Here is a 25,273-nt window from a genome sequence, read left to right as displayed (position 1 = left end):
TTTTCTTACGCTTTTTGTGTGCCTAAATCTGCAAGTACGTCTAAAATTTCTTTATAGAACTCTTCACGTATACCACCGCGATGAATTTCTTTATATAGCTCACCATCTTGAATGAATAAAATACGCTGACAGTAACTTGCACTGTACGGATCATGTGTAACCATCATAATAGATACACCTTTCTCTTTATTTAAGCTTGTCATGGCATCAAGTAAACTCGTTGCATTTTTAGAATCAAGAGCTCCTGTTGGTTCGTCCCCTAAGATAATTGCCGGCTCATGCACAAGTGCACGTGCTGCTGCTGAACGCTGTTTCTGTCCACCAGATACTTCAGATGGATACTTTTGAAGTATTGCTGAAATTCCTAACATATCAGCTACCTTTTCTACTTTCGGCCCAATATTTCGTGATGGAACACCTTTAAGGGAGAGTGGAAGTGCAATGTTTTCATAAATAGATAAGTTCTCTAATAAGTTAAAATCTTGGAAAATGAACCCTAATTTTTGTGAACGGAAATCTGAAAGCTCACCTTGTTTCATTTTCGTAATATCCGTTCCTGCAATTTCAATAACACCACCTGTCGCTTTATCAAGTGTCGAAATTACATTTAATAATGTTGTTTTGCCAGAACCAGATGGCCCCATAATACCGACAAACTCCCCCTCTTGAATCGAGAATGAAACACCTTTTAATGCGTGTGATTGATTCTCACCTTTTTTACCGTACACTTTTTGAACGTTTTTCACGTCTACAACTGGTTTCGTCATATATATCCTCCTACGTTTGTATGATTGATAAGCTACTGTTTGAGTTATGTCTTTTTCGTTTCTACTTGCAATGCTTCATCTGTAAAAGTATTAAACTTGTCCACCACCAATACACATCCTTTTATTTTTCAAAATAATAAGTCCTTTCATACTTTTGTAATACATAAAAGTAGGTATCCAACGGGATTTATTGTATTTAATTTGAATATCCATTTTTAGTAATACATGTAATAGACAATCTAAGTAATAAATATGTTCCCCTTTAAGATAAGAAAGCACTAGGTGTTTTGTTAAGAAAACACAATGAATTGCAAATAAAAACTATACAGAAATCTAACTCCTTATAGTAAATTGCACATAAAAAATCCCTTTTCGCCATCTCACAAAAAAAGAATCATTGCTGCATCCTTTATAAACTTTATAATGGCCGGCTCATGCACAAGTGCACATACTGCTGAACGCTGTTTTGTCCACCAGATACTTCAAATGGATACTTTTGAAGTATTGCTAAAATTCCTAACATATCAGCTACCTTTTCTACTTTCGGCCCAATATTTCGTGATGGAACACCTTTAAGGGAAAGTGGAAGTACAATATTTTCGTAAATAGATAAATTCTCTAATAAATTAAAGTCTTAGAAAATGAATCCTAACTTTTACGTACGGAAATCTGAAAGCTCACCTTGCTTCATTTTCGTAATATCCGTTCCTCCAATTTTAATAACGCTGCTTTATCAAGTGTCGAAATTACATTTAATATTGTTGTTTTACCAGAACCAGATGGCCCCATAATTCTTACAAACTCGCCCTCTTGAATTGAGAATGATACAACTTTTAACACATGTGATTGATTCTCACCTTATTTACCGTACACTTTTTGAATGTTTTTTACATCTACAACTGGTTTTATCATATATATCCTCCTACGTTTGTTTTTTCATTATCCGTTTTACATTTCTTTAAAATAAACTGCTATTTAATTAATTTTGCATTTACCTTATGTAATAAAATGAACTTTTACATTAAAATCAGTTTCCTGGGTCTCCTCCATGTTAGAATATAAAATATTATTCAAATTATTTTAGTCCCATAAGCTAAAAACACCCTTGTACACTTAGAAATTTACGGTTTTAGAATGAAGAAACAATTTTGTGTAATCATTTGAATTATAAATAAAACATATTAAGAACTACTGATTATATTTCTTAATTTTTCTTAAGATAATCTATAAAAACCAAACCATAATGGGGAGATTATTTCATAATTGATTCTAGTACAAATAATAAAAAACAAAATTAGATATTGATTCCTATTGGAATCAACTTTAAAGCAGTTATTCCATGCCAATCACCTGATATGTAGATCGAGACATACATTCTGCTTTTTAAATTGCAATATAGAAGGTGTAATAAAAAAACATATTGCAGGAATAGAGGGAAATACGTAGTTTACAAAGGATATTTTCATTAAGTGAGCATATATGGCGCTCTCTAAAAGTATAAAATCTAATTCATAATAAAAGTAAGTCTATAACATATTTTTACACGTATCTCGCTTGTCCCCAAATTAAATCCGTATCCATTGAGCGTTTCGAATATCGTGTATTATAAATTTTTTTGATTGAGTATAAAATTTTGAATTCGTTCTATTTTGATATATTTAGATACTCTTTAAAATTTCGTTTTATATTCCGATGAACAATATTAAATAATATTATTTGTTATACCAACAGAAATATTAAACACCACATCCATGATCTGTTGGAAAAATTATTTGTGAGATACATCTTAACGATGTAATTCCGTATAAAGTAGTAAATCATAAAAAGTTATTTGCTAGAATAATTCTATTGCAAAATTTAAAATTAAGTAAAACGAATTTCATTTCAGCTCCAAGGTAAATAAGCACCTTCTATATTTTTCAATATTACAAAATATCAATAAATATAGAAGGTGCTGGTTCTATCCATATAGACGTAATTTTTTACTTTTCTGTAATATTTACAAAATTGACGGCTCTCTTGTCCTCAGTGCCTAAAGCCGTATTCACTTTATCTATTTCCTTTCTTAATTCGGGTGCTTTCCCTTGATTGACTAAATTAAGATTCCCAAAAGATTTATTAAAAGATAGAAATTGTCTTGTTTTTTCTTTCCCATTTATTTCTTTAAATAATGTATCATCTACAATTAATAGGATCACGTTGGATCCACCACGATATGGAGATAGCCATACATCCCCTTTATATTGAACATTCATTTTTTCTCATCAAATGTTAGTTCTTTCAAGTCTTTATATTCTTTATTTGCAAATAAAATAATTTCATCTTTTTTTATTTTGTGTAAAGAATCCAGGGGAATTGAAGATGTGAGTCCACTATTATTATCTCTCTCACGTATAAGCCCTTTTTTATTCATTTTTTCAGCAGTTGTTTTACTTATAAATAGCACTTCACTATTATTAGAATCCCCAAAATCCGCTGGGAGCTTTATGTTGTGTTTTTTATTTTCTATGGTCCCTTTTTTTATTGCATATAAGTCTTTTGATATAGTTATATCTTTGTATAAATCTATTATAGAATTTCTAGTTTGTTCGTCTATCTCGCCAACCTCTATTGCAAGTCCATTTGCTGGAGAATCTTTTGCACCAAATAATGAACATGCTCCTAACATGGTAATAGAAATACCTGCTACTATTAATAATCTTAGTCTTTTTTTCAACCTATATTCTCCTTCTTTTAATTATTTTTGAATTAAAAAATCGTTTTATACATTTTTTTCAAGTATTGAGAACGAACAAAGTAAAAGTATATAATTTGCAAAACTAAGAAACAAATTAATACCATAACTGAACTACCCAAGACTGAAAAATTGGCTAACTTTTGTAAGGCCATAAAAGCAACCGTACTATGTGTAATCGCTATTGAAATTGGTAAAAAGAATAACAATGTAAGTTGACGTGACACAACTTTCTTTAATTCCGGTTTGCTTAAACCGACCTTTGCTATCATTTTATATTGCTGCTGATTTCGTTCTAAGTCTGTGTATAACCGGAAATATAAAAAGCTTGCGGCAAACGTAAAGAAAACAATGCCTATTAATACACTCATGATAGATGCAAGTCCAAACCCTTGCCTCATCTCTATCCATGTAAGAATTAAAGCCGAAAATGTATATTTTTCGCTGTCTACTATATGCTCATTTATACCTTTATTATCCTTCTGAAAAGCAGCTACAATATTTTCCGCAACTTTTTTTGTTTTCTCCCAATCTTTCACAATAAAACCATTAATAGTGTTTTCAAAATAGTAATTCTCTGGATCCGGTATCATTTGATTATATACAGCGTCTGGTACAATAATTATCGTTACTCTTGTATCTTGTAATTCTTTCGGAGTAAGTATTTTATTTACATGCATATCTTTTTTATATCTCTATACAACAATTGAAAGTTATTTTGATTAGATTTTGTATTAGCAACTTTTCTTGAAGGTATGACAACACTATCATTTTCATCTTTTAAGCTTTCTTTTTCAAAACCAAATGCCTTAGCTAACTTATTATAATCACTTAATTTTATAACGGTTGATAATAAATTACTGTTATAGAGAGTATCTCGAATTTGTTTTATTGAATAAGTCACCTGTTTGAAATTAAACTTACCATCATGGAGTTCGCTTTCTATTTTTTTAAATGTTCTTTTTCTAAATGGTTATTATTATAAGACTGATAAGAAAATGCAAAAGGACTTTCCGATTCAGCCATGGATGAGTTGCCTAATCCCATACAAGTCCCCACTGCAGTGAAGGCAACGGTAGAAATAATAGTGACCATAAAAAACATTTTTGCATTATCTTTTAATTGATACACTAAATCTGAGATGGTTAGTATGTTTGTTTTCTTAAAGAAAATATTTTCCCTTTTCTTTAATGCACGTAACACATACACACTGAGCTGGGTAAATAAGAAGTACGTTCCAAGTACAACAAAGCTCACCCCTGCCCCCATCATGAATAATACATAATTCGAACCCTTGTACTGAATTGCGTTAATACTATGGAAAACAGCCGTATATCCTAATCCAATACTAATAAGTGCGAATAAAGATAGCCAAAAGGATGATTTTGGTTCAGGCTTTGGCTTTTCCTCTGCTTTTATTAATTCTACTAATTGCTCTACATTTACTAGTCGAGTAGTGAAAAGTGAAATAAATAAAAATAGTAAGAAGAAAGCTCCAAATGTTATTCCAATTGCTTTAAAGGGCATGTAAAATGGGAGTCCTTTATCAATTATTAACAGATTGTTGCTCATAATTAAGATAAACTTAGAGAACGCCATTCCAATTGTAATTCCTGTTAAAATAGAAGCGATACCAATTATTATATTTTCAATAAATACTAATTTATTCAACTGTGAACGTGACATCCCATGTAGCATTAGAATTCCAAAATCTTTTTTTCTTGTTTTTAAAAATGCACTTACAGAATATAGGATAAAGAAGAATGAGAAGAAAAATATTAACCCCTGCGATATCTGTAGTCCTGACTTTGCAACTGTATTGATTGTTACACTGGTAGCAAGATCGCCTTGTAAATTAGGATGAAATGCAAGTAATGCATAAGTAAAGAAAATCATAATAGCAAACGTACTACTTAAAAAATGAGCCAAATATGTTCGTTTACTTCGAATGACGTTATTAAACGCGAACTGTCGAAAAGTCATTTGCATTTCCTCCTAACAATGCTAAAACCTCTAGAATTTTTTGATAGAATACTTTGCGATTATCTCCACAATAAATCTCATTGTATAACTGTCCATCTTTGATAAACACAATTCGATCACAATAACTTGCAGCCATTGCATCATGTGTCACTAACATCATCGTTGTGCTATTTTCTTTATTAAGCCTTGTCAATAGTTCCATCACATCACGCGCTGATTTTGAATCCAGATTTCCTGTAGGTTCATCTGCAAGTAATAATTTTGGATTATGAATAGTAGCACGCGCGATTGCGGTTCTTTGTGCTTGTCCCCCAGAAATTTCATACGTACGTTTATCTAATATTTCAGTTATCCCAAGTTTTTCAGCAATAGCTTCCACTTTCCTTTCCATTTCTCTAGGATTTACACCATCAAGCGTAAGTGGAAGAACAATATTTTCTTTCACTGTCAATGTATTAAGGAGATTAAATGATTGAAAAACAAACCCTAATTCACGTCTCCGAAATAAAGACAACTGATCTGGAGATAACAGATATGGATTTTCTCCATGAATTACTACTTCTCCTGATGTTGGAGCATCTATAGTAGACACCATATTTAATAGCGTTGTTTTACCACTCCCAGATGGCCCCATAATTCCTACAAATTCACCTTTGTTTATTTTTAAATCAATATGGGATAATGCTGTATATGAAATTTTCCCAGGATAAACTTTCCCTAAATCTGAAACATGTAGTATCTCCACAAGTATTTCACCTTCCATTTCTCTTTTCGATACATGAAGTGTAACCTATATATAGTATGTCTCATATCGATTTCCCTAACATTTATCTAACAAGTTTGTAAGATTCAAAAGAAAAAACCGATGAAAAGTTTACCTTTCATCGGTTAACGAGATGCATACGGGAATATTATTCTAACTATTGTTCCCTTATCTACCTCAGATTCTAGCTCAATCTTATGATTTAATTTTCCACATACTTCTTTAACAAGATATAATCCCATGCCAGTAGACTCTTTAAATTTTCTACCGTTTTCTCCAGTATAAAATGGATGGAAAACACGTGGTAAATCCGCAGTAGGGATACCCACTCCATAATCTCTTACTTCCAAAATAATTGCTCGTCCTTTGGAATACGCCGATACTATTACTTTCTCTTTCTTACTTGATGAATATTTAATTGCATTTGACAGCACTTGATTGAGTATAAATCGAAACCACTTCTTATCTGTTTCTACAATAAGACTCGGATCTACTTTTACCTGTGGATACACATAACTACGTATAAACAGACGTTTATTTTCATGAATAACAGAATCAATCATTCCCAATAATTGCAATCTGTCTACATGAAAATCTTGTTCAAATGTTTCTAAACGAGCAACATATAAGACCATTTCTAATCCTTTTTTTATTCTTTCCGTTTCTTCATTAATACTGTCAAATCGAGAGTCATCTGCATCTTGTGTAATTAACTCAATAACAGAAAGAGGTGTTTTCATTTGATGAACCCACTGATTCATAAAGGTCATTTGTTCTTGTTGTTTTCGTTCCCATTTTTTTAATTGGTTTTGATAATATTGATATTGAGTTTGTAGTAATTTATCTAAGGCCATTGATAATGGCGTCAAATCACTATCTTTTATTGACTCATTTAACGTTTCCATTGGTGTTGATAGACGCTTGTAGAATGAACGATGACTATAATAACGATATATTAGATAACCCATTAATAAAAAAACACCCAAAAATACAGAATATAATGCTGTCAAAATATGTGGATAACCATCAAACCAATATATAAAAAGAATGATAAGCAATTGGGCAAATGTATAACAAATGAGTGGAATATGTTCTTGTAAAAATAATTTCATTATTCCTTTCCTTCCTTCTCCCAAGTAGCATGCAAACGATATCCAGCACCACGAACTGTCTCCAGTGCATTTTCAATACCTAAATCTTGCAACTTCCTTCTAATTCTCCCTATATTTACACTCAATGTATTCTCGTCTATATATGAACTATCCCATAGTTGTTCCAAAATCACTTCACGTTTTACAAGAAGTGGAGACTTTGTTATCAATATTTCCAATAAAGTTGTTTCTTTTTTAGTAAGTATAATTGTCTTATCTTCTAGTTGAAGTTCCATTCTTTCTGGGAACAGGAATAGTCCTGATTGCTCAACTATTCGTTCTTTTACTTTAGGAGCATATTCACCGTATGCTCTTCTGAGTTGACTACGGATTTTAGACATTACAACTTCATAATAAAAAGGTTTCGTAATATAGTCATCACCACCATTTTCTAAAGCCATAACTTGATCCATCTCTCCACTCCTTGCAGATAGAAATACAATTGGACAAGTAGAAATAGCTCGTATTTGGCGACACCAATAATAACCGTCAAAATTGGGTAAATTTACATCTAATAGCACTAAATCTGGTTTAATCTTTTGAAATGTATCTAAAACATTTTCAAAATCCTCTATCATAACACTTTGGTATCCATATTTTTCAATATGTGTTCCCAGTAATTCAGCGATTTTTATATCATCTTCTACAATCATGATTGTATTCATATCTTTCTCTCCTCTAATGGCAGTGTGATTTTTAAAGTTCGTTTGGCTTTTTATATTTAATTTATTTAATAGAGTTGATATATTACATGCATCCTTAAATGCAATTAATATAAAACAAAGCATATATTTGTTGTTTTTTTCAAAAAATTTTAATACTTAGTGCGTTGATATAAGAAACCATAACACAATATTTTAATGACTTTTATCTTCGTGACTTTGGAATAATGTTTAATTTAACATAACTTGCTACTTCATTTCAATTTCACAAAAATATATTGTAAGTCCTATATTAATCAGATATTAAAATTGCCAACTATTTTATACAGACTTTACTACTAGCGTTAGTTTATTGGATATTAAGAATTTCAATTATTAAATCCAACTATTTGCTAGACTCATACCAAATATGAATTCTTCTTCATCTAAACTATTAGTTTTTTGTAGTAAAAAAACTACATCCCATATAGAATGTAGTTTTTCTAGCTGATTTATTTATTTTTCACTTCATTTTTATAAAAAGTAAATAATGGTTCAATGGCTGGACTAGATAAAAGAGGAATTGCCTTCTCAATCAATTCTCTATCCCAATCAAACCAACGCATTTCCATTAGCATATTAATTTCTGTATCAGTGAACCGTTTTTTTATTTCCTTAGCAGGATTACCGCCCACTATTGTATATGGCGGAACATCTTTACATACGACAGATCCTGCCGCAACGATTGCACCTTCACCGATTGTAACGCCAGGCATTATTGTAGCATTCATACCAATCCAGGCATCACTTTTAATGACTGTATCACCCTTCGGTTCATAAGATTGTCCGATTTGCTCAGCGAATGGATACACTGTAATCCATTCAGCGTGATGATTATGATTCCCACCCATTAGAATGACAACTCCACTTGCAATACAAACATAATTTCCAATAATGAGCTTATCAAGATGCCAACCCATCTGTTCAATTGGATTGAAAAGTGTTTGGGACTTAGCATCGCCCCATAAATACCTTACACAACCATCTTCAAAATTTTGATTTCCATAATACCCTGAATAATAGGAGTACTCTCCTACTTCAATGAGTGGATTTGTTACTATATCTTTTAAATACTTTGTTTCAGACCAATGATTAAATAATGGATGCTTCATAACTATATTCCTCGCTTCTAAGTATTGTAGATTTTTGCAATTTTCTTAGAAGCTTAATACGACAGCGACATTTTTAAACTTTTTCAAACGACGAATCATTATCTTCAAGCCTTTCAGTTATAATGAAAAATCATAACGTAATAAATTACACAAGTCAAATTAACCAAGTTATAATAAATCCGAGAATGCGGACAAGAAAACCATTTTATATTTTTTTTGAAACTCTTTATTTTTTTATTTAAATTACGGTACATGAAATTCACATGACACTTGTGTAGTAATACTTTCTCCTTATCAAGAGGATATAATATTACAGCAGCACTTTTACATAGATGTAGCTTTTGAATAAAGTTTGATTAAATTAACTTAATAAACCTTGATAAAAGAGCGAATAGAAAAAAGTTTGATGATTTTGTGAACCTTACTCAATTAAAGCGCCCGACTGTGGTAGATACATTATCCTCAATTACTTCTTGGGGTAGCGTCAGGAAAATGCGGATTTACAACGCTAAGGAAATGTCACTTATTAAAAAAGCCGATTTCCATCTCAAGGAATCGACTTTTTAGTTATTCCTAATGAACTAACGCATACGTTAGTTCATTAAGTAAGAGGTTTGAAAAAATAGCCTGTATATATTTGAACGATGAATAACTCACCTATTTTCTTGTGTTAGTTTGCACTATATACAGAAAATCCAGAAAAACTTAACATATTATTTATCTGTTTGTTTTTGCTTCTTTTTCAAATACTCCGCACGCAATTTTTCAAGTTGCTGCTTTTTATCAAATTTGGCAGGCGTCTGTTTTTCATGAAACTTTGCCACAGCTGCCTGACCTTTGTAATCCAATTGATATTTCCCCACTTTGTTCACCTACTTTTCTTATCTTTAAAGAGAATCTATTCAACAAATATAATATACCTTATTTTACTTAAGTAAACCTTATTAGTCAAAGGAACTTAAAGTAAAAAGCTTGATAACAAGGGGAAAATCAATCTAAAAAGTCGCTTTCCTTAGGTAAGGGAAAGCGACTTTTTGTGTAGTCTTATTCAATTAAATGGCCCGATTGTTGAAGAAAGAGATACTCTGCAAAATAGATCTTTTTATCAAACTTTATTTTAGATCAACAATAGGTAAATTTCTTGGCCATTATTTTGCTTCACATAAAATTCTATACAAAAAAGCAACCTATAAATTTAGGCTGCTTTTTATTCCGTCTTTTATTACTTAGCTAATTCTTTCGTTCCCTGCATTACATCAACGAAAAATCCCCAGTTATTCACAACAGAAGAAATACTAATATGTTCATCTGGAGTGTGAACATTAAAGATATCTGGACCGAATGAAATTGCATCTAACTCAGGCATTTTTTGAACAAATACACTGCACTCAATTCCTGCATGTACTGCGAAGATTTCAGCATCTTTGCTGTATTTTTCTTGGTGCACTTTTTCGAATAAATTACGGATAGGCGAATTAGGATTATATGGCCACTCTGGATATTCAGACTCTTTTTCAAATGTTGCCCCTACTAATTCCGCAATATACTTAATTTCATCTACAATATGTTGTTTTAAGCTACTTACAGAACTTCTCACTTCGCTTCGTAATTTAATCTCATCTTGCAGTGTTTGAATAACTCCTAAATTAGTTGAGCTTTCTACAAGACCTTTAATATCCATGCTCATACTTTGTATACCATTTGGAATTAAGAATAATGAAGAAATAAGCTGTTTTTGTGTTTCTTTAGAAAAGACTTTTCCCGCCTTTTCTTCTACTTTTGTAAGTGAAACATGAACATCCGGATCAACAGCACGTAGCTCTTCTTGTAACATACGTGTCCATGATTTTAGTTTTTCTTCTACTTGCTGTACATCTTCTGCACGTAATAAAATTGTAGCTACACTTTCACGCGGAATTGCATTTGTTTTTAAGCCGCCATGAACTTCACTCATATTAAACTGAATGTGAAGTGATAAATCACGTAAAACTCGTCCTAATACTTTATTCGCATTACCGCGTTGTTTATCAATTTCCAAACCAGAATGTCCACCTTTAAGTCCCCCAACATATAGTCGGTATGTGTCCATATCTACTGACGCTTCATCCCAAATCACTGAAATCGTTTCAACTGCTTTCGCACCACCTGCGCTACTCACTAGTAATTTATGATCTTCTTCAGAATCAATATTAATAAATATTTTTCCATCAAAATGATTTGAATCAACAGCGAATGCACCGCCCATTGTCGTTTCTTCTTCAGTTGTAACAACAACTTCTAAAGCTGGATGCGGGATGTCTGTTGAATCTAATAATGCTAATGCATATGCAACGGCAATACCATTATCAGCACCTAAAGTAGTTTCGTTTGCATATAACATATCTCCAATAATTCTTAATTCAATTGGATCTTTCTCAAAATCATGAACTGTCGCTTGGTTTTTTTCACACACCATATCAGAGTGCCCCTGAATGATAATAGCTGGAACATTCTCATAACCAGAAGTAGCTTCTTTTTTTATAATGACATTTAACGCTTCGTCTTGAATAACTTCTAAATTACGTTCCTTTGCGAAACTCACTAAGTAATCACTAATTTCTTTTTCATTACCTGATCCTCTAGGAATCTTTGAAATTTCTGCAAAATGATAAAATACAGGGTGCTTTGTTAATTGTTCTAAAGTAGAATACATTTTTAAGCTCCTCTCCAATTGACAAAATAATATGTACGTCCTTTATTATTATACCATGATTCATTATTTTACTTTTATTTTAAGATTTCAAAAATTCATTATAACCTATTCATTCCATCCTCATATTTTTTAATTTAGTGTAAATAAGCTATACTCTTACAAGATTGTAAGAGTGCTGTAATCAAAATCGATTTTTCTATTTAAAAAATAACCGCATACTTTAAATACATAATTTAAAGGAGATAATGAAAATGAAAAAATTTTTATCTGTTATTACACTAAGTTTATTATTTTGCAACTTAACTATCGGGTGCGAAAGAGCTTCTCTAAATAGAATCGGTAAGGATGTATATTACGTACAGATAAAAGGTGAAGGGTTTATTGAAAAGATAGAAGGTAGAAACTTACGGAACTACACATTGCCGGCATATGATGAAGATGGAGTAAGAAAACAAATTACATTTAGAAGTAAAAAACAATCAAACGATCAAAAATTAAATGAAAAGGCATTTTTGTGCATTTATGTAGACCAAGAAAATAAAGATAAAAATGAAATATCATCGATTGAAGTAAAATCCTATGAAGAAATTCAAAAAGCGGATTTACCTTTAAGAGTAAAAGAAAAGTTTAATGCAAAATAAAAAAATACAGGAAAATGCTCTTATGCATTTTCCTGTATTTTTTCACTCGAGCATATTTCGAACTATTACTATCCATAAGTTTTTCTAAACGATTTATATTTTCTGTTAATGCACCTTTCACAAGAGAGAAATCTGTATTTGATTCTTCTTTTTTAGTTTTAAAAAACGAAGATTTTTGAACATTTACTTCTGCCATCTCTTCTCCCCCTTTTCAAAAAGATACAACCTTTTATTTATATTATATAGCAAATGCAGACAGAGTGTACACGTATCATTTTCTTTTTAATTCTTCTTCTAACTCTTCTACTTGCTGCAAAGTATCTCCTTTTATTAAAGAGAAATCTGTTGTATCTTCATTATCTTCTTTAAAAAAATCATTGTCATAATCTTTTATCACTACAATCACCTCTACGTGCTAGTGTAGGAATGATTGTCCAATTTTATACAAGCTTGTCTGAATTTGTTCTCCCTTTATGTATAGGTGAAAAGGACAGAAAAAGATTCTGTCCTTATTTACTAAAATAACTATGATGAATTGTTAAATTATATACATTTTCAAAATCTCGATCTTGAAGGTTATTTTTCTTCCCATCAATAACAATGAAAACATCACTAACTATTTTTGCTGGTATAATTCCGACATTTTCTACTTGCACCGCTTTCTGCTCATTCAATTGCTCGATGTGTTCTAATGGAACAATAATACTAAATTGAGAGCGGATACCACGAAAGTTTGTATTTAATTCCTTCACCGCTTCAAATACAACAATTTTCGCACCAATCTTTTCCCCATATGAATCTAAAAATGTGTTTAAGTTTTTTGTATATTCCTCTTCCGTATGCCATTCCATTGTCCCAAAGGCTGTTGGATTCACATTTTGAATAATTGTCGTATATATTTCTCCTCTTGCTTTTGAAGCAATTAATGACCTTTTAATTGATTGGACCGTCTTTCCAATATCGCTGAATTTTGCGCCCCATATTTCTGAAATATTTGGTGTCAAAATGAATGCAATATCAACGAAAATTACCATCGCAGTAAACATTAAAAGATTTTTCCAGAGGGTTAAATCTATTCCTTTTATCGTGAAATAAACTGTGACTGATGTTATGAACAAACCGTACCACGTTTTTCGAATTCGTTGTTTCTTCTCCTCGTACAACTCTTCATTTCTCCAATAAAAGAAAACAAGAACAATAAAGACGATTGCTAAAATAAATAAGCCAATTCGAATGTTAGAGATCGTCAATCACATCACCCTCCATTCCAAAACTACTCACGATACCATTACATGCACAAACAGCTCTCTTTATGACAAAAGACGTGGACAACCTTCTAAAGTTAGCAACATCGCATATACATTAGAAGCAGGCCACGTCTTTTATCCCGCATTAACGGGCAGTAAGCCCCCCCACCTCAGTTAGGTGAGGGATCAACTGCCCATAAAAGCCCGATTGGTGAAGGCTAATAATCAGTGCGGGATGAACACCCTCCACTGATTAAAGTTTCACTTTATCATGAATCTACATTGTATATGTAGACAAGCATGCGTTTCAAATTTTCATGTTAAAAAGAAATATGTTTCGGAATTTCCCCTTCAGGTACTTCTCCATCCATACTTAAGTAATAATGACGAATCGGACGTAATTTTTCATCTAACTCATAAACAAGCGGAATGCTAGTTGGAATATTTAATGAAACCACACCATCACTTGAAAGGTTGTCTAAGTATTTCACTAGCGAACGAATTGTATTACCGTGCGATGAAATAATTACTTTCTCACCACTTTTTAATGACGGTGCAATTTCTGAATGCCAATAATCAACTACTCTTTTCTCCGTATCCTCTAAACATTCAGTCAATGGGAATTCATCTTTTTTTAACGTTTTATATCTTGGATTGTTCGCCTCATATCGAGGATCATCTTCAGTAAGTGCAGGCGGTCTCACATCTATACTTCTTCTCCAAATATGAACTTGTTCATCTCCATATTTTTTTGCAGTTTCGTCTTTATTCAATCCTTGTAGTGCACCATAGTGGCGTTCATTCAACTTCCATGAGTTATGTATAGGGACCCAAGTGAGATCCATTTCATGCAGTACAATCCATAATGTACGAATTGCTCGTTTTAGTACCGAGGTATACGCAACATCAAATGTATATCCATTCTTTTTTAATATTGTTCCTGCTTCTCTCGCTTCACTTAATCCATTCTTTGATAAATCCACATCTGTCCATCCTGTAAATCGATTTTCAAGATTCCACAAACTTTGTCCGTGACGAATGAGTACAAGTTTTATCATTATAATTCCCCTCTCGGAAATATGAATTTTAAAATTTCAATACGTACACATATAAAGTTTTTGGCAATGTGAATTTTTTATCCATAGTTGCCAAATATACAGATAAAAATTTATGATTTTTCAAACTACAAAACAAGATACTGTTTCTATCTTTTATTCTACTGGTATTTCACGCTTAGACGTCCATGCATCAAATCCTGAACGGCTATTTGCCATTTCATTCATAACTTGATGCCAATTTTCTTCACATGATTCGCCAAACTGTGAGAAAATAGCTCCCATTTGTTCTCTTTGAACATCGCTCAGTTTTTTCTCTAAGTCTGTTCCTTCTTCTGTTAAAGACAGCTGTTTCACACGACGATCATGTGCAGCTTCATTACTCTCAATAAGTCCTTTATCTAACAGTTGGCGCAACGGTCCGTGAAGAGCTTGTTTACTTATTTCTAAAAGTGATAGCAGCTCATTTACACTAAGCCCTGGAAAACGAGCGATAAAAAACAGAATTCTATGATGTACACGCTGTATACTATACTCTTTTATTATTTCATCTGGTTTTTCTGTAAAAGTTTTATATGCAAAGTAAAATAATGCTAATGCCTCATTCATTTGCTCTTCTTTATGTTGTGTCATCTACTTTCCCCCTGTATGTAAATTATACCACAACTCAATTATGAATAATTAAGTTGGTATATTGAGCCTAATTTCTTCATTCTAAAACCAACAAATTTCAACTATTATATTTTTTGAAGGTTGTTTAATTCGTAAATCATACCTTCAAATAAAGTATCCAAATTATTTTTTAAAGAATTCTTAAGGAAATAGGTTAAATCCAAATGATAAATATTGTAAAATTTATTTATTAATATTTTTTTAAAAACTCAATTGTGATTGGAGTGTTATTGTATGCAAACAAAAAAGTTTATCTTTATGTATTTAATACGATGTCAGACTGGGAATATGGACATTTAATTGCAGAACTAAACTCAGGAAGATATTTCAAAAAGAGTTAGCCCCTTTAAAGGTAGTTACAGTAGGAGCTAATAATGAAATTATTACTACGATGGGAGGACTGAGCATAAAGCCAGATATTTCCCTGGATGAATGTACTCTTGAGAGTAACGATCTTTTAGTTTTACCTGGAGGGACTACTTGGGGGAAAGCATTCATCACCCTATCTTAAAAAAATTGGTGAAGCGTTAAAACTCGGCACTATTGTTGCTGCCATTTGTGGTGCAACTGAGGGGTTAGCGAATTTTGGATACCTAGATTCTAGAAAACATACAAGCAATGATTTAGAATATATTAAAATGGTTTGTCCTAATTATAAAGGAGAACAACTTTATAAGATGGAACCTGCAGTATGTGATGAAAATTTGATTACTGCATCAGGAGTAGCTCCTCTGGAATTTGCAATGGAAGTATTGAAAAAAATTGATGTATTTGCACCAGATACGTTACATTCATGGTATAACCTAAATAAGACTTATAAGCCTGAATACTTCTTCCAGTTAATGAATTCAATTACTAGATAAGCTGAAAAATTAAATTAGCAGTTTTATATTATATAAAAAACTTAAAAAGCACCCCTAAAGTCGTTATAAATACAACCGATGACGGTTGTAAAACAAAAAATAAAAGGGATGATACATATTTATCTTGTATCATCCCTTTTATTTTTTATAACATTAATATCACCATATTATTTTAATTATTCATCTCCAGCAAGAGTTAACTGCCAAGACACACCATACTTATCATTTAACCAGCCAAACTTTTTACTAAACGGATATGAACCTAAAGGCATAAGAACTTTTCCATCTTGTGCTAGTTTATTAAAAACTGTTTCGATTTCCTCTTCCGTATCACAAGTTACATAAAGAGACATAGCTGGAGTGAATGTAAAATCATGCTTTACATAACTATCAATACACATGAACTCTTGTCCATTTAGCGTAAAAGTTGCATGAATTACAGTTCCCTCTTTACCTGGTCCATTCTCATCATAACGAGAGATACTTACAATTTCTGATTGATTAAATAGCGATGTGTAAAAATTCATCGCTTCCTCAGCTTTGCCCTCAAACATTAAAAACGTAGTGATTTTTTGATTTGTGTTACCCATTTAGAGACATCCCCTTGTTATGTATTTATGCAAAACATACATCGGACAATAAAACCGAACGTATATTCTTATAAGTGTATTGTCTATAAAAACGATGAGTTTGTCAATTATCTATGTTTTATTTCTTCTTAAATAATGCTGTCCAAAGAAATGATTCTCCAAACATATTATTTGGTTGTTCAAGTTGCTTCATCTTTCTAATTTCAACCACTTCAAACTCATTAAATATCTCTCTTAATTTTTCTTCTGAATAAGCAAGACCACCTTGCAGACTCCAGCTTCTATATACATCCCAATCTGTTATTTCTGATCCATTTCGCTCATCTAAATCGCCTGCTGCAAAACATGTTAATCCGAAATAACCACCCGATTTTAATGAGTTTTTAACTAAATCAACATAATTCATTCTTCTATGTGGTGGAATGTGATGCAAGCAACCGGAATCATATACAAAATCATATTCATCTTGAAAATCCAAATTAAAAATCGATTCACAAACAAACTGTATGTCTATTCCGTTTTCTAACGCCCTCTCTTTGGCCCAATTAATCCCTTCTATAGACAAATCGACTGCTGTTACATCAAGTCCTTGTTTCGCTAAATAAATTGCATTTCTTCCTGGACCACATCCAAGCTCTAACACTTCTCCTTTTGAAATCCATTCTTTTTGTATATATGAAACTAAATTCTCATCTGGAATATTTGCAAAAAAAGGAACATCCTTTTCTCTATTTGTGTAAAATTCATTCCAAAATGGTACTGCAGGTCTTAATAAAGAATCCAGCATTTTTAATATATCTTCTTGAGTGTGTAACGTTTCACTTTTCATTTATACCCCTCCATAATTAATAGTCAGAAAATTATTATATCTCTTTTTAAACTTTCAAACAAAGAAAAAACTCCTATATTCAATAGGAGTCAAAAATATTATCTCTTTAAAATCCAAGTACAGTTAACCATTTTAACAACTGCTCTTCTCGCACCTTCAAATCATCGTTTCTATACTTACCCATCTGTATTTCGCTAACAATTTCTCCGTCCACCATAAAAAGAACTCTTTCTGTTTTAGCTGCTACCTTTACGTCATGAGTAACTAGCAAAATTGTAGTTCCCGTACGGTTTATATGTGCTAAAATATCCATTACTTCTTCTGTCGCTTTTAAATTCAAAGCACCCGTTGGTTCGTCAGCAAAAATAATATTAGGTTTATTTATGAGTGCTCTACAAATAGATACCCTTTGTAATTCTCCTCCTGATGCTTCAGTTATATTATTAGTTGCAATTTGACTAATTCCCATTTTTTTCATCAATTCAAGTGCACGTTTATTTATTATTTTCCTGCTCTCAAATTTTGCTAAATACGCAGGCAAAACTATATTATCAAAAAGATTCAAATTTCTAAGAAGATTGCTCTGTTGAAAAATAAATCCCATTTCGCTGAGTCGTAATTTTGCTAACACCTCTTCTTTCATACATGTTATTTCTTTACTATCAACTTTCACACTTCCTGATGACATTTGATCCATTCCGCTAATATTATATAGTAACGTCGATTTCCCTGAACCAGAAGGTCCCATGACCGATATAAACTCTCCCTCATAAATCTCTAAATTTATATTTTTTAACATATGGTAAGTTTTATTTCCATCCATTGCGTATTCTTTATTTAATTGTTTTACTTCTAAATTTTTTTTCAAATTACACATCTCCTACTCCCCATTTAGCTTTAAATCATTTGTTTGTTTCACTGTAAAACTACTGAAAATTGTTGCTACGGTCACAGATATAAATAAAATAGCTGGACATATTACATAAGAAATGATCGGATTAACAACAAACTTTATGTGAGCTGCTCCCATAAATGAACCTAACCAGCTTATTAGTGTTTCTCCAAACGTAGCAGCTATAAATGTCCCTGTTAAAATACCTACTAATACTATAGAAATAGAACGAGTAACATATTGTATACGAATATCTTTGTATGAAAAGCCGATACTTTTCATAATTAATATTTGCGAAGAATCTTTTACCAATAACATTTTAAAAAACATCGCAGTTATTAAAACCGATATCAATATAGCAATCAAAATTGCCACTTGTGTCACGAGTCTTAATTGTTTAATTGTCTCTCCTAAAGTTTGAGATAAATAATTATCCGTATCTGTTATTTTTGCAGAATTAAAATTTTGTTTATACTCCTTCACTTTTTCTTGTAGATTCACTTTGGGTTTCATATCTACATTTACTACGTACCATAATATATTTTCTTTATTATAAGAAAAACTCGCTTTAGCTGTTTTTCCTCCATTCGTTACATCTTGATATATACCACTAATAGTTAGCATTTTCTCTTTTCCTTCTACAAATAAAACGATTTCATCCCCTATATTCTTTTTTAATTCATTTGCGTTCATATAAGAGAGAGCGATCTCATTTTCATTTTTTGGTGCCATACCTTGAACATATTCTATTGGAAATTGGGCGAAATCTCCCACTTCTACATTTAAGTTTTCATGTGTACCATCAGCTTTCACCATTTTAAATGTACTCGTTACAAATGCTGCATATTTTTCTACCTCTTCATCGTTTCCGACATACGATATAACGTCATTAAACCGTTTTTCTATATTTTCAGATTGCTGTAAATCTATTCGTATATCACTCTTTCCTGTTCCCATATAATTAACAAATTGCGGTGACTGAATCGTGTACAAAAAGTTAACTGGTACAACAATCATGAATACTGCAATAATTAAAACGATACTTAATACTCGATATAACTTAAATCGTTTCACTACATCTTGTATACCAATAAATATATTTACATTTGTAATTTTAGTTTGATAGAGAGAAAAATCTTCTAATCTTTCTTTTTCCTAGTTTATCTCTTGATCGTAAAGCGTCTATTGCTGTAATTCTTCTGAAATTCCGCAAAATGATGCGGCAAAAAAGGATAACGGCTAGAAATAACAATGTTGTGACTATCAATGGCACAACATAATATAAAATACTTTTATTAGCTGTCCCCATATAAAGTGCGATGTTAGAGGTAAATATTTTTGTAACAAATAACGAAAGGATATATCCACATATACATCCGATAGCGGAAATAACAACATATTTTGTTACATATAGTTTTTGAATATCTTTACTTTGAATGCCGATAGCTTTCATAACACCAATTTCCCGATAATCTTCTTCCATTGAAGTCATAATCGTAAATCTAATACATAAAATCGCGATTAGCATTAATAATGCACTTATTATGATAAGTACTGCAGCTATTATTCCATCTGTTAATGAATTGAGTGTTTTAAAGAGTGAATACGTAATAGAGGGACCTTTTTGAGGTAAGTTTGATGACTGGTATAAAGTTTCAAATTCATTTATTTTAGTTAAATCTGTTAGCTGGAATTCAATAAGATATTCACTTTCTCCAAAATTCCCCTTTATTCTTTCGAAGTCTTCATCGCTTATTACAAATCGTTTTGAACTAACAAGTGATGGGTTCATTTGAACATCACGAACAAATGCCGAAATAGTAAATTCTAGCTCATTATTATTTTTAACAACCCAAATTTTATCTCCAATACGCAAATTATATTTTTGCATATAATAAATTGGTACACCTATTTCCCCTTTCCTAACATCGATCAATTCATTATTTAAATCTAATAAAAAGTCAAAAATAGTATTTTGCTTAACGAAGCTAATGTCCATTACACTATTATGTTCCGCTTGATTTTTCTTCTTTATAAAAATGTTAGATCCGCCTATTTGAACCATCTCTGCTGTTTGTTGTTTTTTTACAAAAGGAGTTTGCGCTACAAATGAATCAATTGACTTTTGGTTTATTTCTCCGGCATGCATTTGTACGAAGTGCGGTGCGTTTGATACTTTAAACAATTGATCCGTTGAGTTCAATAGATTTATAACGTTACTTGAAGCACTTGCGATTAAAAGACTTGATAACATGATAAACATAAATAGAATGGTAATTATCATTTTATTTTGAGAGAAATCTCTTTTTAACATTCTCCTAATCATATGGAGCTAGTTCCCTTCATTCCATAATATTTTCTTCGTCACCATCGCTATTATTATCATTATGAAACTAATAACTAATATAGGTAAATAAATTTTCATACTGAATCCTTCAAACATAAAACCATAAATGACTTGCCCAATTGGTGCCATACATTGAGATACCGCTGTTATAATTGCCATTACTTTTCCTAGGTTTTCATTTGGTGTTTTCTTTTGGACTACAGTAATCACATAGATGGATACAATTGTCACGATCATTGCAATTAGAATAGAAGAAAGTATAAAGAGGATAAATGGTGGATAGTATCCTAAATTAAGAATAACTGGCGTAACTGATAGTGCCATTGGTAGTACTAATAAAGCTATTAAAAGCATCCAGTAATACAATGTTTTCATCTGTAGCTTTTTCGCAAAAAAACCTATCGATAATGCACCTAAAATAGTAGCAAAATCGATCAATCCCATTCCAATTCCATATAACGTGTCGCTACTTTCCATTGTTACTCGTATAATAATTGGAGCGCCAACAACAAATAGCGGTGTAAGTATTAAATTTAGTAATGCAGCTAAAAGCATAGATTTCAAAATAAATGGTTGTTTTAAAACATATATAAATCCTTCTTTCATATCCTTTACAATTGTCGGTATTATATGGCTTTCTCGTGCTCTTTTTATAAAAGGTATTTTAATAAACATTTCTAAAATCGCAGATAAAAAGAAAGCAAGACAACTTATTATTACAAGCATTTTCAAACCAATTATGCCGTACAATATTCCTCCAAATACAGGAGCAACTATATTTGACAATGATTGCACACCATTTACGATACCGTTCGCTTGCTCTAACTTATTCTCTGGAACTAATTGCGGAATACTCGCCATTACAACAGGTGAATACATTGCACTAACGACTGCTAGTAAAAACATAATTGTTCCAATCAATATAATAGATACAGGTCCAGTAAATAACAAAACTATAAAGCTTAATACAATCGCAGCGTTGATGAAGTCAAAAATAACCATTAAATCACGGCGATTGAAACGATCTGCTATCGCTCCGCCGAGAGGAGCTAGTAAAAACGGAATACTCGTTACCGCATATAATCCTGCGAATATATCAGCACGCCCTGTTATATCTAGCACATATAATGACAGGGCAAAACGTAAAAGTGTTGAACCTAAAATAGTAATAATTTGTCCACTCACCATTAAGTGAAAATCTTTCATCGAAGACCTTATACTAGCTGACATCCTTATCACACCTTTCATTCGATTCAGACCGACTGTCGGTCGATAATATCCAAACAGAAAATTACTATTTCTGTTTGATTAAAACCTCCACCATGTAATCAAAGGCTCCCTCTTTCGCTCCAACAGATGCTTCCATCATTTTGATATAAGCTTTAGCCCTCCTCATCATTTCTTCCGGCTTCCACTGGAATAAACCCTCATCAAATATGACTTGTGCTGAAGAGAGTAATAATTCAATCGTTTCTTGTGGGTATGGAGTAGAAAATATGCCTTCAGCGATTCCTTGTTCTAAAATCTCTGCTAAAACAGGAGATAAATGAATAATTGATTGTACTATACTTTTTTGATGCATTTCCGCATTATTTGGCTGATGAAATTGTTCAATCATTTTATCTTTTACATCTCCTGATTTTGGTGATTGTTCCATTAAAACTCGAAATAACTTATCCAAAACTGGGATATTAGGGTTAGAGACAATTGCTTTCGCTTTAGCAACATCCGCTTTAATAATCCTCATAATAATTTCATCCATTACTTCTTCTTTCGACTTAAAATAATGATAAAACGTCCCCTTTGCTATACCAATCTCTTTTAAAATGTCATTTACTGTAGTTTTCGTATACCCTTTTGTAACAAACAAACGTTCAGCAGTTTCTAAAATTTCATTTCTACGTTCCCCATATTCTTTTACGATCCTCATTCATGTACTCCTTCCTATGGACCGACTGTCGGTTTATTTAAAGTATATGTTTAGTATGTGAAAAGTTTCCTGTTATCGTACATATACAACAACCTACTTTATATTTCCTTTATGAATTTTAAAATTTATTTTTAATACGGTGAATGAAATTTTAAAGGTTGTTTCTATGTAATCACCCTTGTACTTATATCGACTTCGTTGTATAAAAACAAAAAAGAGCCGCAACACTTTGCGACTCTTTTTGAATAATAACTATTTAACGGCCACGTTTTTGCTGACCTTGTTTTGTACTACTTTTCTTATTAAATGATCGATTGTTATCATTTCTAGAACTATTTCTTGAATCGGTTCTTGGACCACTTCTTGAACCTTCACGGCTATCTCTTTGACGATATTGACCTGATTTCTTTGGAGCCGGCTTTTGTACCGGTTTTCCATTTTCATCTACATTTTTTATCATCGGTTGTTCGATTATTTGTCTTTGTATTGGTGCACCAAGCGTTTTTTCAATTTCTTCTAAATGTTTTTCATCTTTCGCTGCAACGAACGTAATTGCAAGACCTGATCCACCTGCACGTCCTGTTCGGCCAATGCGGTGAATATAACTTTCTACATCTTCAGGGATATCAAAGTTAAATACGTGCGTTACACCATCTACATCAAGTCCACGAGCTGCTACATCCGTTGCGATTAAGTACTGAATTTTAGCTTCGCGGAAACTCTTCATAACTCTTTCGCGTTTCGCTTGAGGTATATCACCATGAAGTTCAGCACAATTATAACCTAGTCCTTTTAAATTATCATAAAGCTTACTTGCTCTAACCTTTGTACGACAGAAAATAACTGCTAAAAATGGCTGATCACGATCCATAACAAAACGAAGTGCATCTGGCTTTGCACGATCTGTCGTCTCAATGACACGCTGCTCAATTGTATCTACCGTTACTTCTTCACTTTGTACTTGAATCATTTGCGGCTCTTCCATATAACGTTTCGCCAATTTTTTAATATCTTTTGGCATCGTTGCTGAGAATAACATCGTTTGTTTACTATCAGGTGTCTCATCTAAAATATCTTCAATATCATATAAGAATCCGAAATAAAGCATTTGATCTGCTTCATCTAGTACAATCGTTGAAAGATTACTTAAATCAATTGTTTCACGTCGTATATGATCTAATAATCGTCCTGGTGTCGCTACAACAATATGTGTATTACCTTTTAATTTTCTCAATTGTTGTGCTACATCTTGTCCGCCATATATCGCTAGTACATTAATATCTTCTCTTTGAACAAGCATTTTTTTAATTTCAGTTGTAATTTGCAGTGCTAGTTCCCTTGTTGGTGCAACAATTAAAGCCTGAACATCACTAGACTCTGGATCGATTTTTTCTAAAATCGGTAACACGAATGCTAACGTTTTACCCGTTCCTGTTTTCGCCTGTCCAATAATATCTTTACCTGACATAATAACTGGAATTGCCTTCTCCTGAATCGGTGTTGCTTCTGTAATTCCATTTTCACGTAATGTATGATTAAAAGTTTCACTAATTCCTAATTCTAAAAAGTTTTTCAAATAGACCACTTCTTTTCCTTATTTTTCACATTAGCTTTCATTGTACCATTTGTTTCGCCAAATATGAAAAATAAAAAAATTCTTATCTTCTTTTTTTATATTCATCCTGTACTAGATGAACAAATTCTTTTTGTTTTTTCTCGGATTTTATTAATGCTTCCATATTTGCAGAAGTCAAAATATACTTTTTAATTTTTCTATTACTCCAAATTAAACTTGTATACTTCGGATCTTCATGTAGATTTCGAAACCACTCTAATTCACTTAATTTTGCGATATAATGTTTTAATTTCATGTCATTTCGAGGATAAAATAACATCTGCTATTACATCAAATAATGAGCCCAAGTTATTCCCTCCTATAACTTCTTTAATGAAGATATTAACGTAATTTTAAAAATCATTGTTTCACCAATTCAAAATAAATTACACCAATATGTACATCAAGGAACTAAGTTCTACAATTTAATATGTAATACGAAAGCATTATATAACCTTCATTTTGATTTAGCATATGAGCTTATCTTTCAGAAAGATGGTTTGCAATATAAAATGGAAAAATCCTAATAGTGCATTAGAGATATTTATTATTTTTCATTATAATTTTTATAGCCTTACCATATCAATTTGGGGATTTTGTGCGTTTAGAAAACCATTTAGATACATTTAGTATTGTACGCCAATAATATAGTAGTAATAAATTTACAAATGAAGGATATAGAAAGAGTA

At 31.9% G+C, this 25,273-nt stretch carries 20 protein-coding genes and 6 pseudogenes; 3 read left to right on the top strand and 23 right to left on the bottom strand.

The annotated features are described in order from the left end of the window. Positions 1 to 5: 5 nt before the first annotated feature. From JFU54_RS17790 to JFU54_RS17745, 10 genes and pseudogenes are all read right to left on the bottom strand, one after another. On the bottom strand, positions 6 to 767 hold the full coding sequence (locus tag JFU54_RS17790; protein ID WP_002032159.1) for an ABC transporter ATP-binding protein: 762 nt from the start codon (positions 765 to 767) through the stop codon (positions 6 to 8). Positions 768 to 1,454: 687 nt separating this feature from the next. Further along, positions 1,455 to 1,607: an ATP-binding cassette domain-containing protein gene (locus JFU54_RS30235; RefSeq protein ID WP_002017044.1), complete on the bottom strand. Its 153-nt coding sequence runs from the start codon at positions 1,605 to 1,607 to the stop codon at positions 1,455 to 1,457. 1,142 nt (positions 1,608 to 2,749) lie between these two features. After that, positions 2,750 to 3,483, bottom strand: a pseudogene (locus tag JFU54_RS17780) (lipoprotein BA_5634 family protein). 32 nt (positions 3,484 to 3,515) lie between these two features. Next, positions 3,516 to 5,484: pseudogene (locus JFU54_RS17775) on the bottom strand (FtsX-like permease family protein). Further along, a complete protein-coding gene (locus tag JFU54_RS17770; protein WP_002141793.1) occupies positions 5,459 to 6,229 on the bottom strand; it encodes an ABC transporter ATP-binding protein in 771 nt (256 codons plus the stop codon). The pseudogene JFU54_RS17775 and the gene JFU54_RS17770 overlap by 26 nt, the downstream one beginning before the upstream one ends. A 143-nt stretch (positions 6,230 to 6,372) precedes the next feature. Next, positions 6,373 to 7,359 (bottom strand): sensor histidine kinase, encoded by a 987-nt coding sequence (locus JFU54_RS17765; RefSeq protein ID WP_002127431.1) that lies wholly within the window; start codon positions 7,357 to 7,359, stop codon positions 6,373 to 6,375. After that, positions 7,359 to 8,063, bottom strand: a complete 705-nt coding sequence (locus tag JFU54_RS17760) for a response regulator transcription factor (protein ID WP_002085517.1) — start codon at positions 8,061 to 8,063, stop codon at positions 7,359 to 7,361. The genes JFU54_RS17765 and JFU54_RS17760 overlap by 1 nt, the downstream gene beginning before the upstream one ends. Positions 8,064 to 8,551: 488 nt before the next feature. Next, positions 8,552 to 9,211, bottom strand: coding sequence for a CatB-related O-acetyltransferase (locus JFU54_RS17755; protein WP_002185858.1), 660 nt, complete (start codon positions 9,209 to 9,211; stop codon positions 8,552 to 8,554). A 713-nt stretch (positions 9,212 to 9,924) separates the two neighbouring features. Then, the gene (locus JFU54_RS17750) at positions 9,925 to 10,074 is read right to left on the bottom strand and encodes a hypothetical protein (RefSeq protein ID WP_002069316.1); all 150 of its coding nucleotides are present in this window, start codon (positions 10,072 to 10,074) and stop codon (positions 9,925 to 9,927) included. Positions 10,075 to 10,433: 359 nt separating this feature from the next. After that, entirely contained in the window at positions 10,434 to 11,903 is a 1,470-nt protein-coding gene (locus tag JFU54_RS17745; protein ID WP_201065729.1) for an aminoacyl-histidine dipeptidase, read from the bottom strand. A 251-nt stretch (positions 11,904 to 12,154) separates the two neighbouring features. Between JFU54_RS17745 and JFU54_RS17740 the strand changes: the two genes are divergently transcribed. After that, the gene (locus JFU54_RS17740; protein WP_201065728.1) at positions 12,155 to 12,544 is read left to right on the top strand and encodes a YxeA family protein; all 390 of its coding nucleotides are present in this window, start codon (positions 12,155 to 12,157) and stop codon (positions 12,542 to 12,544) included. On the opposite strand, the gene JFU54_RS17735 is transcribed toward JFU54_RS17740, so the two are convergent. The 5 genes from JFU54_RS17735 to JFU54_RS17715 all read right to left on the bottom strand — a co-directional run bounded on the left by JFU54_RS17735 (position 12,531) and on the right by JFU54_RS17715 (position 15,479). Continuing rightward, positions 12,531 to 12,740 carry a hypothetical protein gene (locus JFU54_RS17735; protein WP_201065727.1) on the bottom strand — a complete coding sequence of 70 codons (210 nt, stop codon included), beginning with the start codon at positions 12,738 to 12,740 and terminating at the stop codon, positions 12,531 to 12,533. The genes JFU54_RS17740 and JFU54_RS17735 overlap by 14 nt on opposite strands. 75 nt (positions 12,741 to 12,815) lie before the next feature. Next, positions 12,816 to 12,941 carry a hypothetical protein gene (locus JFU54_RS17730; RefSeq protein WP_000588712.1) on the bottom strand — a complete coding sequence of 42 codons (126 nt, stop codon included), beginning with the start codon at positions 12,939 to 12,941 and terminating at the stop codon, positions 12,816 to 12,818. A gap of 112 nt (positions 12,942 to 13,053) precedes the next feature. Then, positions 13,054 to 13,794: a type II toxin-antitoxin system SpoIISA family toxin gene (locus tag JFU54_RS17725; RefSeq protein ID WP_201065725.1), complete on the bottom strand. Its 741-nt coding sequence runs from the start codon at positions 13,792 to 13,794 to the stop codon at positions 13,054 to 13,056. 317 nt (positions 13,795 to 14,111) lie between these two features. Next, positions 14,112 to 14,849 (bottom strand): 2,3-diphosphoglycerate-dependent phosphoglycerate mutase, encoded by a 738-nt coding sequence (gene gpmA / locus JFU54_RS17720; RefSeq protein WP_002032137.1) that lies wholly within the window; start codon positions 14,847 to 14,849, stop codon positions 14,112 to 14,114. Positions 14,850 to 15,002: 153 nt separating this feature from the next. Continuing rightward, a complete protein-coding gene (locus JFU54_RS17715) occupies positions 15,003 to 15,479 on the bottom strand; it encodes a MarR family winged helix-turn-helix transcriptional regulator (protein ID WP_002017049.1) in 477 nt (158 codons plus the stop codon). 311 nt (positions 15,480 to 15,790) lie between these two features. On the opposite strand from JFU54_RS17715, the pseudogene JFU54_RS17710 reads away from it, so the two are divergent. After that, positions 15,791 to 16,381, top strand: a pseudogene (locus tag JFU54_RS17710) (type 1 glutamine amidotransferase family protein). A 176-nt stretch (positions 16,382 to 16,557) separates the two neighbouring features. Here JFU54_RS17710 and JFU54_RS17705 read toward each other — a convergent pair. The 8 genes and pseudogenes from JFU54_RS17705 to JFU54_RS17670 all read right to left on the bottom strand — a co-directional run bounded on the left by JFU54_RS17705 (position 16,558) and on the right by JFU54_RS17670 (position 24,892). Then, complete coding sequence (locus JFU54_RS17705; protein ID WP_002012925.1) at positions 16,558 to 16,971, bottom strand: VOC family protein; 414 nt, start codon at positions 16,969 to 16,971, stop codon at positions 16,558 to 16,560. A gap of 118 nt (positions 16,972 to 17,089) precedes the next feature. Further along, positions 17,090 to 17,800: a class I SAM-dependent methyltransferase gene (locus tag JFU54_RS17700; RefSeq protein ID WP_201065723.1), complete on the bottom strand. Its 711-nt coding sequence runs from the start codon at positions 17,798 to 17,800 to the stop codon at positions 17,090 to 17,092. Positions 17,801 to 17,906: 106 nt separating this feature from the next. Then, the gene (locus JFU54_RS17695) at positions 17,907 to 18,668 is read right to left on the bottom strand and encodes an ABC transporter ATP-binding protein (RefSeq protein WP_033716353.1); all 762 of its coding nucleotides are present in this window, start codon (positions 18,666 to 18,668) and stop codon (positions 17,907 to 17,909) included. 12 nt (positions 18,669 to 18,680) lie between these two features. After that, positions 18,681 to 21,018: pseudogene (locus tag JFU54_RS17690) on the bottom strand (ABC transporter permease). Positions 21,019 to 21,024: 6 nt separating this feature from the next. After that, a complete protein-coding gene (locus JFU54_RS17685; protein WP_258169442.1) occupies positions 21,025 to 22,287 on the bottom strand; it encodes an MFS transporter in 1,263 nt (420 codons plus the stop codon). A gap of 46 nt (positions 22,288 to 22,333) precedes the next feature. Further along, positions 22,334 to 22,969 carry a TetR/AcrR family transcriptional regulator gene (locus JFU54_RS17680; protein WP_002069302.1) on the bottom strand — a complete coding sequence of 212 codons (636 nt, stop codon included), beginning with the start codon at positions 22,967 to 22,969 and terminating at the stop codon, positions 22,334 to 22,336. A gap of 256 nt (positions 22,970 to 23,225) precedes the next feature. Continuing rightward, positions 23,226 to 24,554: a DEAD/DEAH box helicase gene (locus tag JFU54_RS17675; protein WP_201065722.1), complete on the bottom strand. Its 1,329-nt coding sequence runs from the start codon at positions 24,552 to 24,554 to the stop codon at positions 23,226 to 23,228. A 73-nt stretch (positions 24,555 to 24,627) separates the two neighbouring features. Further along, positions 24,628 to 24,892 (bottom strand): annotated as a pseudogene (locus tag JFU54_RS17670) (hypothetical protein). Between the two features lie 18 nt (positions 24,893 to 24,910). On the opposite strand from JFU54_RS17670, the pseudogene JFU54_RS29820 reads away from it, so the two are divergent. Next, a pseudogene (locus JFU54_RS29820) lies at positions 24,911 to 25,099 on the top strand (hypothetical protein); the annotation flags it as partial. Positions 25,100 to 25,273 lie beyond the last annotated feature (174 nt).

Origin of the sequence: Bacillus sp. TH19 (assembly GCF_016651075.1) — a bacterium.
GTDB classification, from domain to species: domain Bacteria; phylum Bacillota; class Bacilli; order Bacillales; family Bacillaceae_G; genus Bacillus_A; species Bacillus_A mycoides.
The sequence above is the reverse complement of the archived record's forward strand: the minus strand, read 5'-3'. Positions and strand labels throughout refer to the sequence as shown.

What these genes read in the sequence shown, in the direction of transcription:
- JFU54_RS17755 (WP_002185858.1), bottom strand. Translation starts at nt 9,211, where the DNA reads ATGAAGCATCCATTATTTAATCATTGGTCTGAAACAAAGTATTTAAAA.
- JFU54_RS17765 (WP_002127431.1), bottom strand. Translation starts at nt 7,359, where the DNA reads ATGAAATTATTTTTACAAGAACATATTCCACTCATTTGTTATACATTT.
- JFU54_RS17790 (WP_002032159.1), bottom strand. Translation starts at nt 767, where the DNA reads ATGACGAAACCAGTTGTAGACGTGAAAAACGTTCAAAAAGTGTACGGT.
- JFU54_RS17700 (WP_201065723.1), bottom strand. Translation starts at nt 17,800, where the DNA reads ATGAAAAGTGAAACGTTACACACTCAAGAAGATATATTAAAAATGCTG.
- gpmA (WP_002032137.1), bottom strand. Translation starts at nt 14,849, where the DNA reads ATGATAAAACTTGTACTCATTCGTCACGGACAAAGTTTGTGGAATCTT.
- JFU54_RS17740 (WP_201065728.1), top strand. Translation starts at nt 12,155, where the DNA reads ATGAAAAAATTTTTATCTGTTATTACACTAAGTTTATTATTTTGCAAC.
- JFU54_RS17680 (WP_002069302.1), bottom strand. Translation starts at nt 22,969, where the DNA reads ATGAGGATCGTAAAAGAATATGGGGAACGTAGAAATGAAATTTTAGAA.
- JFU54_RS17715 (WP_002017049.1), bottom strand. Translation starts at nt 15,479, where the DNA reads ATGACACAACATAAAGAAGAGCAAATGAATGAGGCATTAGCATTATTT.
- JFU54_RS17735 (WP_201065727.1), bottom strand. Translation starts at nt 12,740, where the DNA reads ATGGCAGAAGTAAATGTTCAAAAATCTTCGTTTTTTAAAACTAAAAAA.
- JFU54_RS17705 (WP_002012925.1), bottom strand. Translation starts at nt 16,971, where the DNA reads ATGGGTAACACAAATCAAAAAATCACTACGTTTTTAATGTTTGAGGGC.
- JFU54_RS17745 (WP_201065729.1), bottom strand. Translation starts at nt 11,903, where the DNA reads ATGTATTCTACTTTAGAACAATTAACAAAGCACCCTGTATTTTATCAT.
- JFU54_RS17685 (WP_258169442.1), bottom strand. Translation starts at nt 22,287, where the DNA reads ATGAAAGGTGTGATAAGGATGTCAGCTAGTATAAGGTCTTCGATGAAA.
- JFU54_RS17760 (WP_002085517.1), bottom strand. Translation starts at nt 8,063, where the DNA reads ATGAATACAATCATGATTGTAGAAGATGATATAAAAATCGCTGAATTA.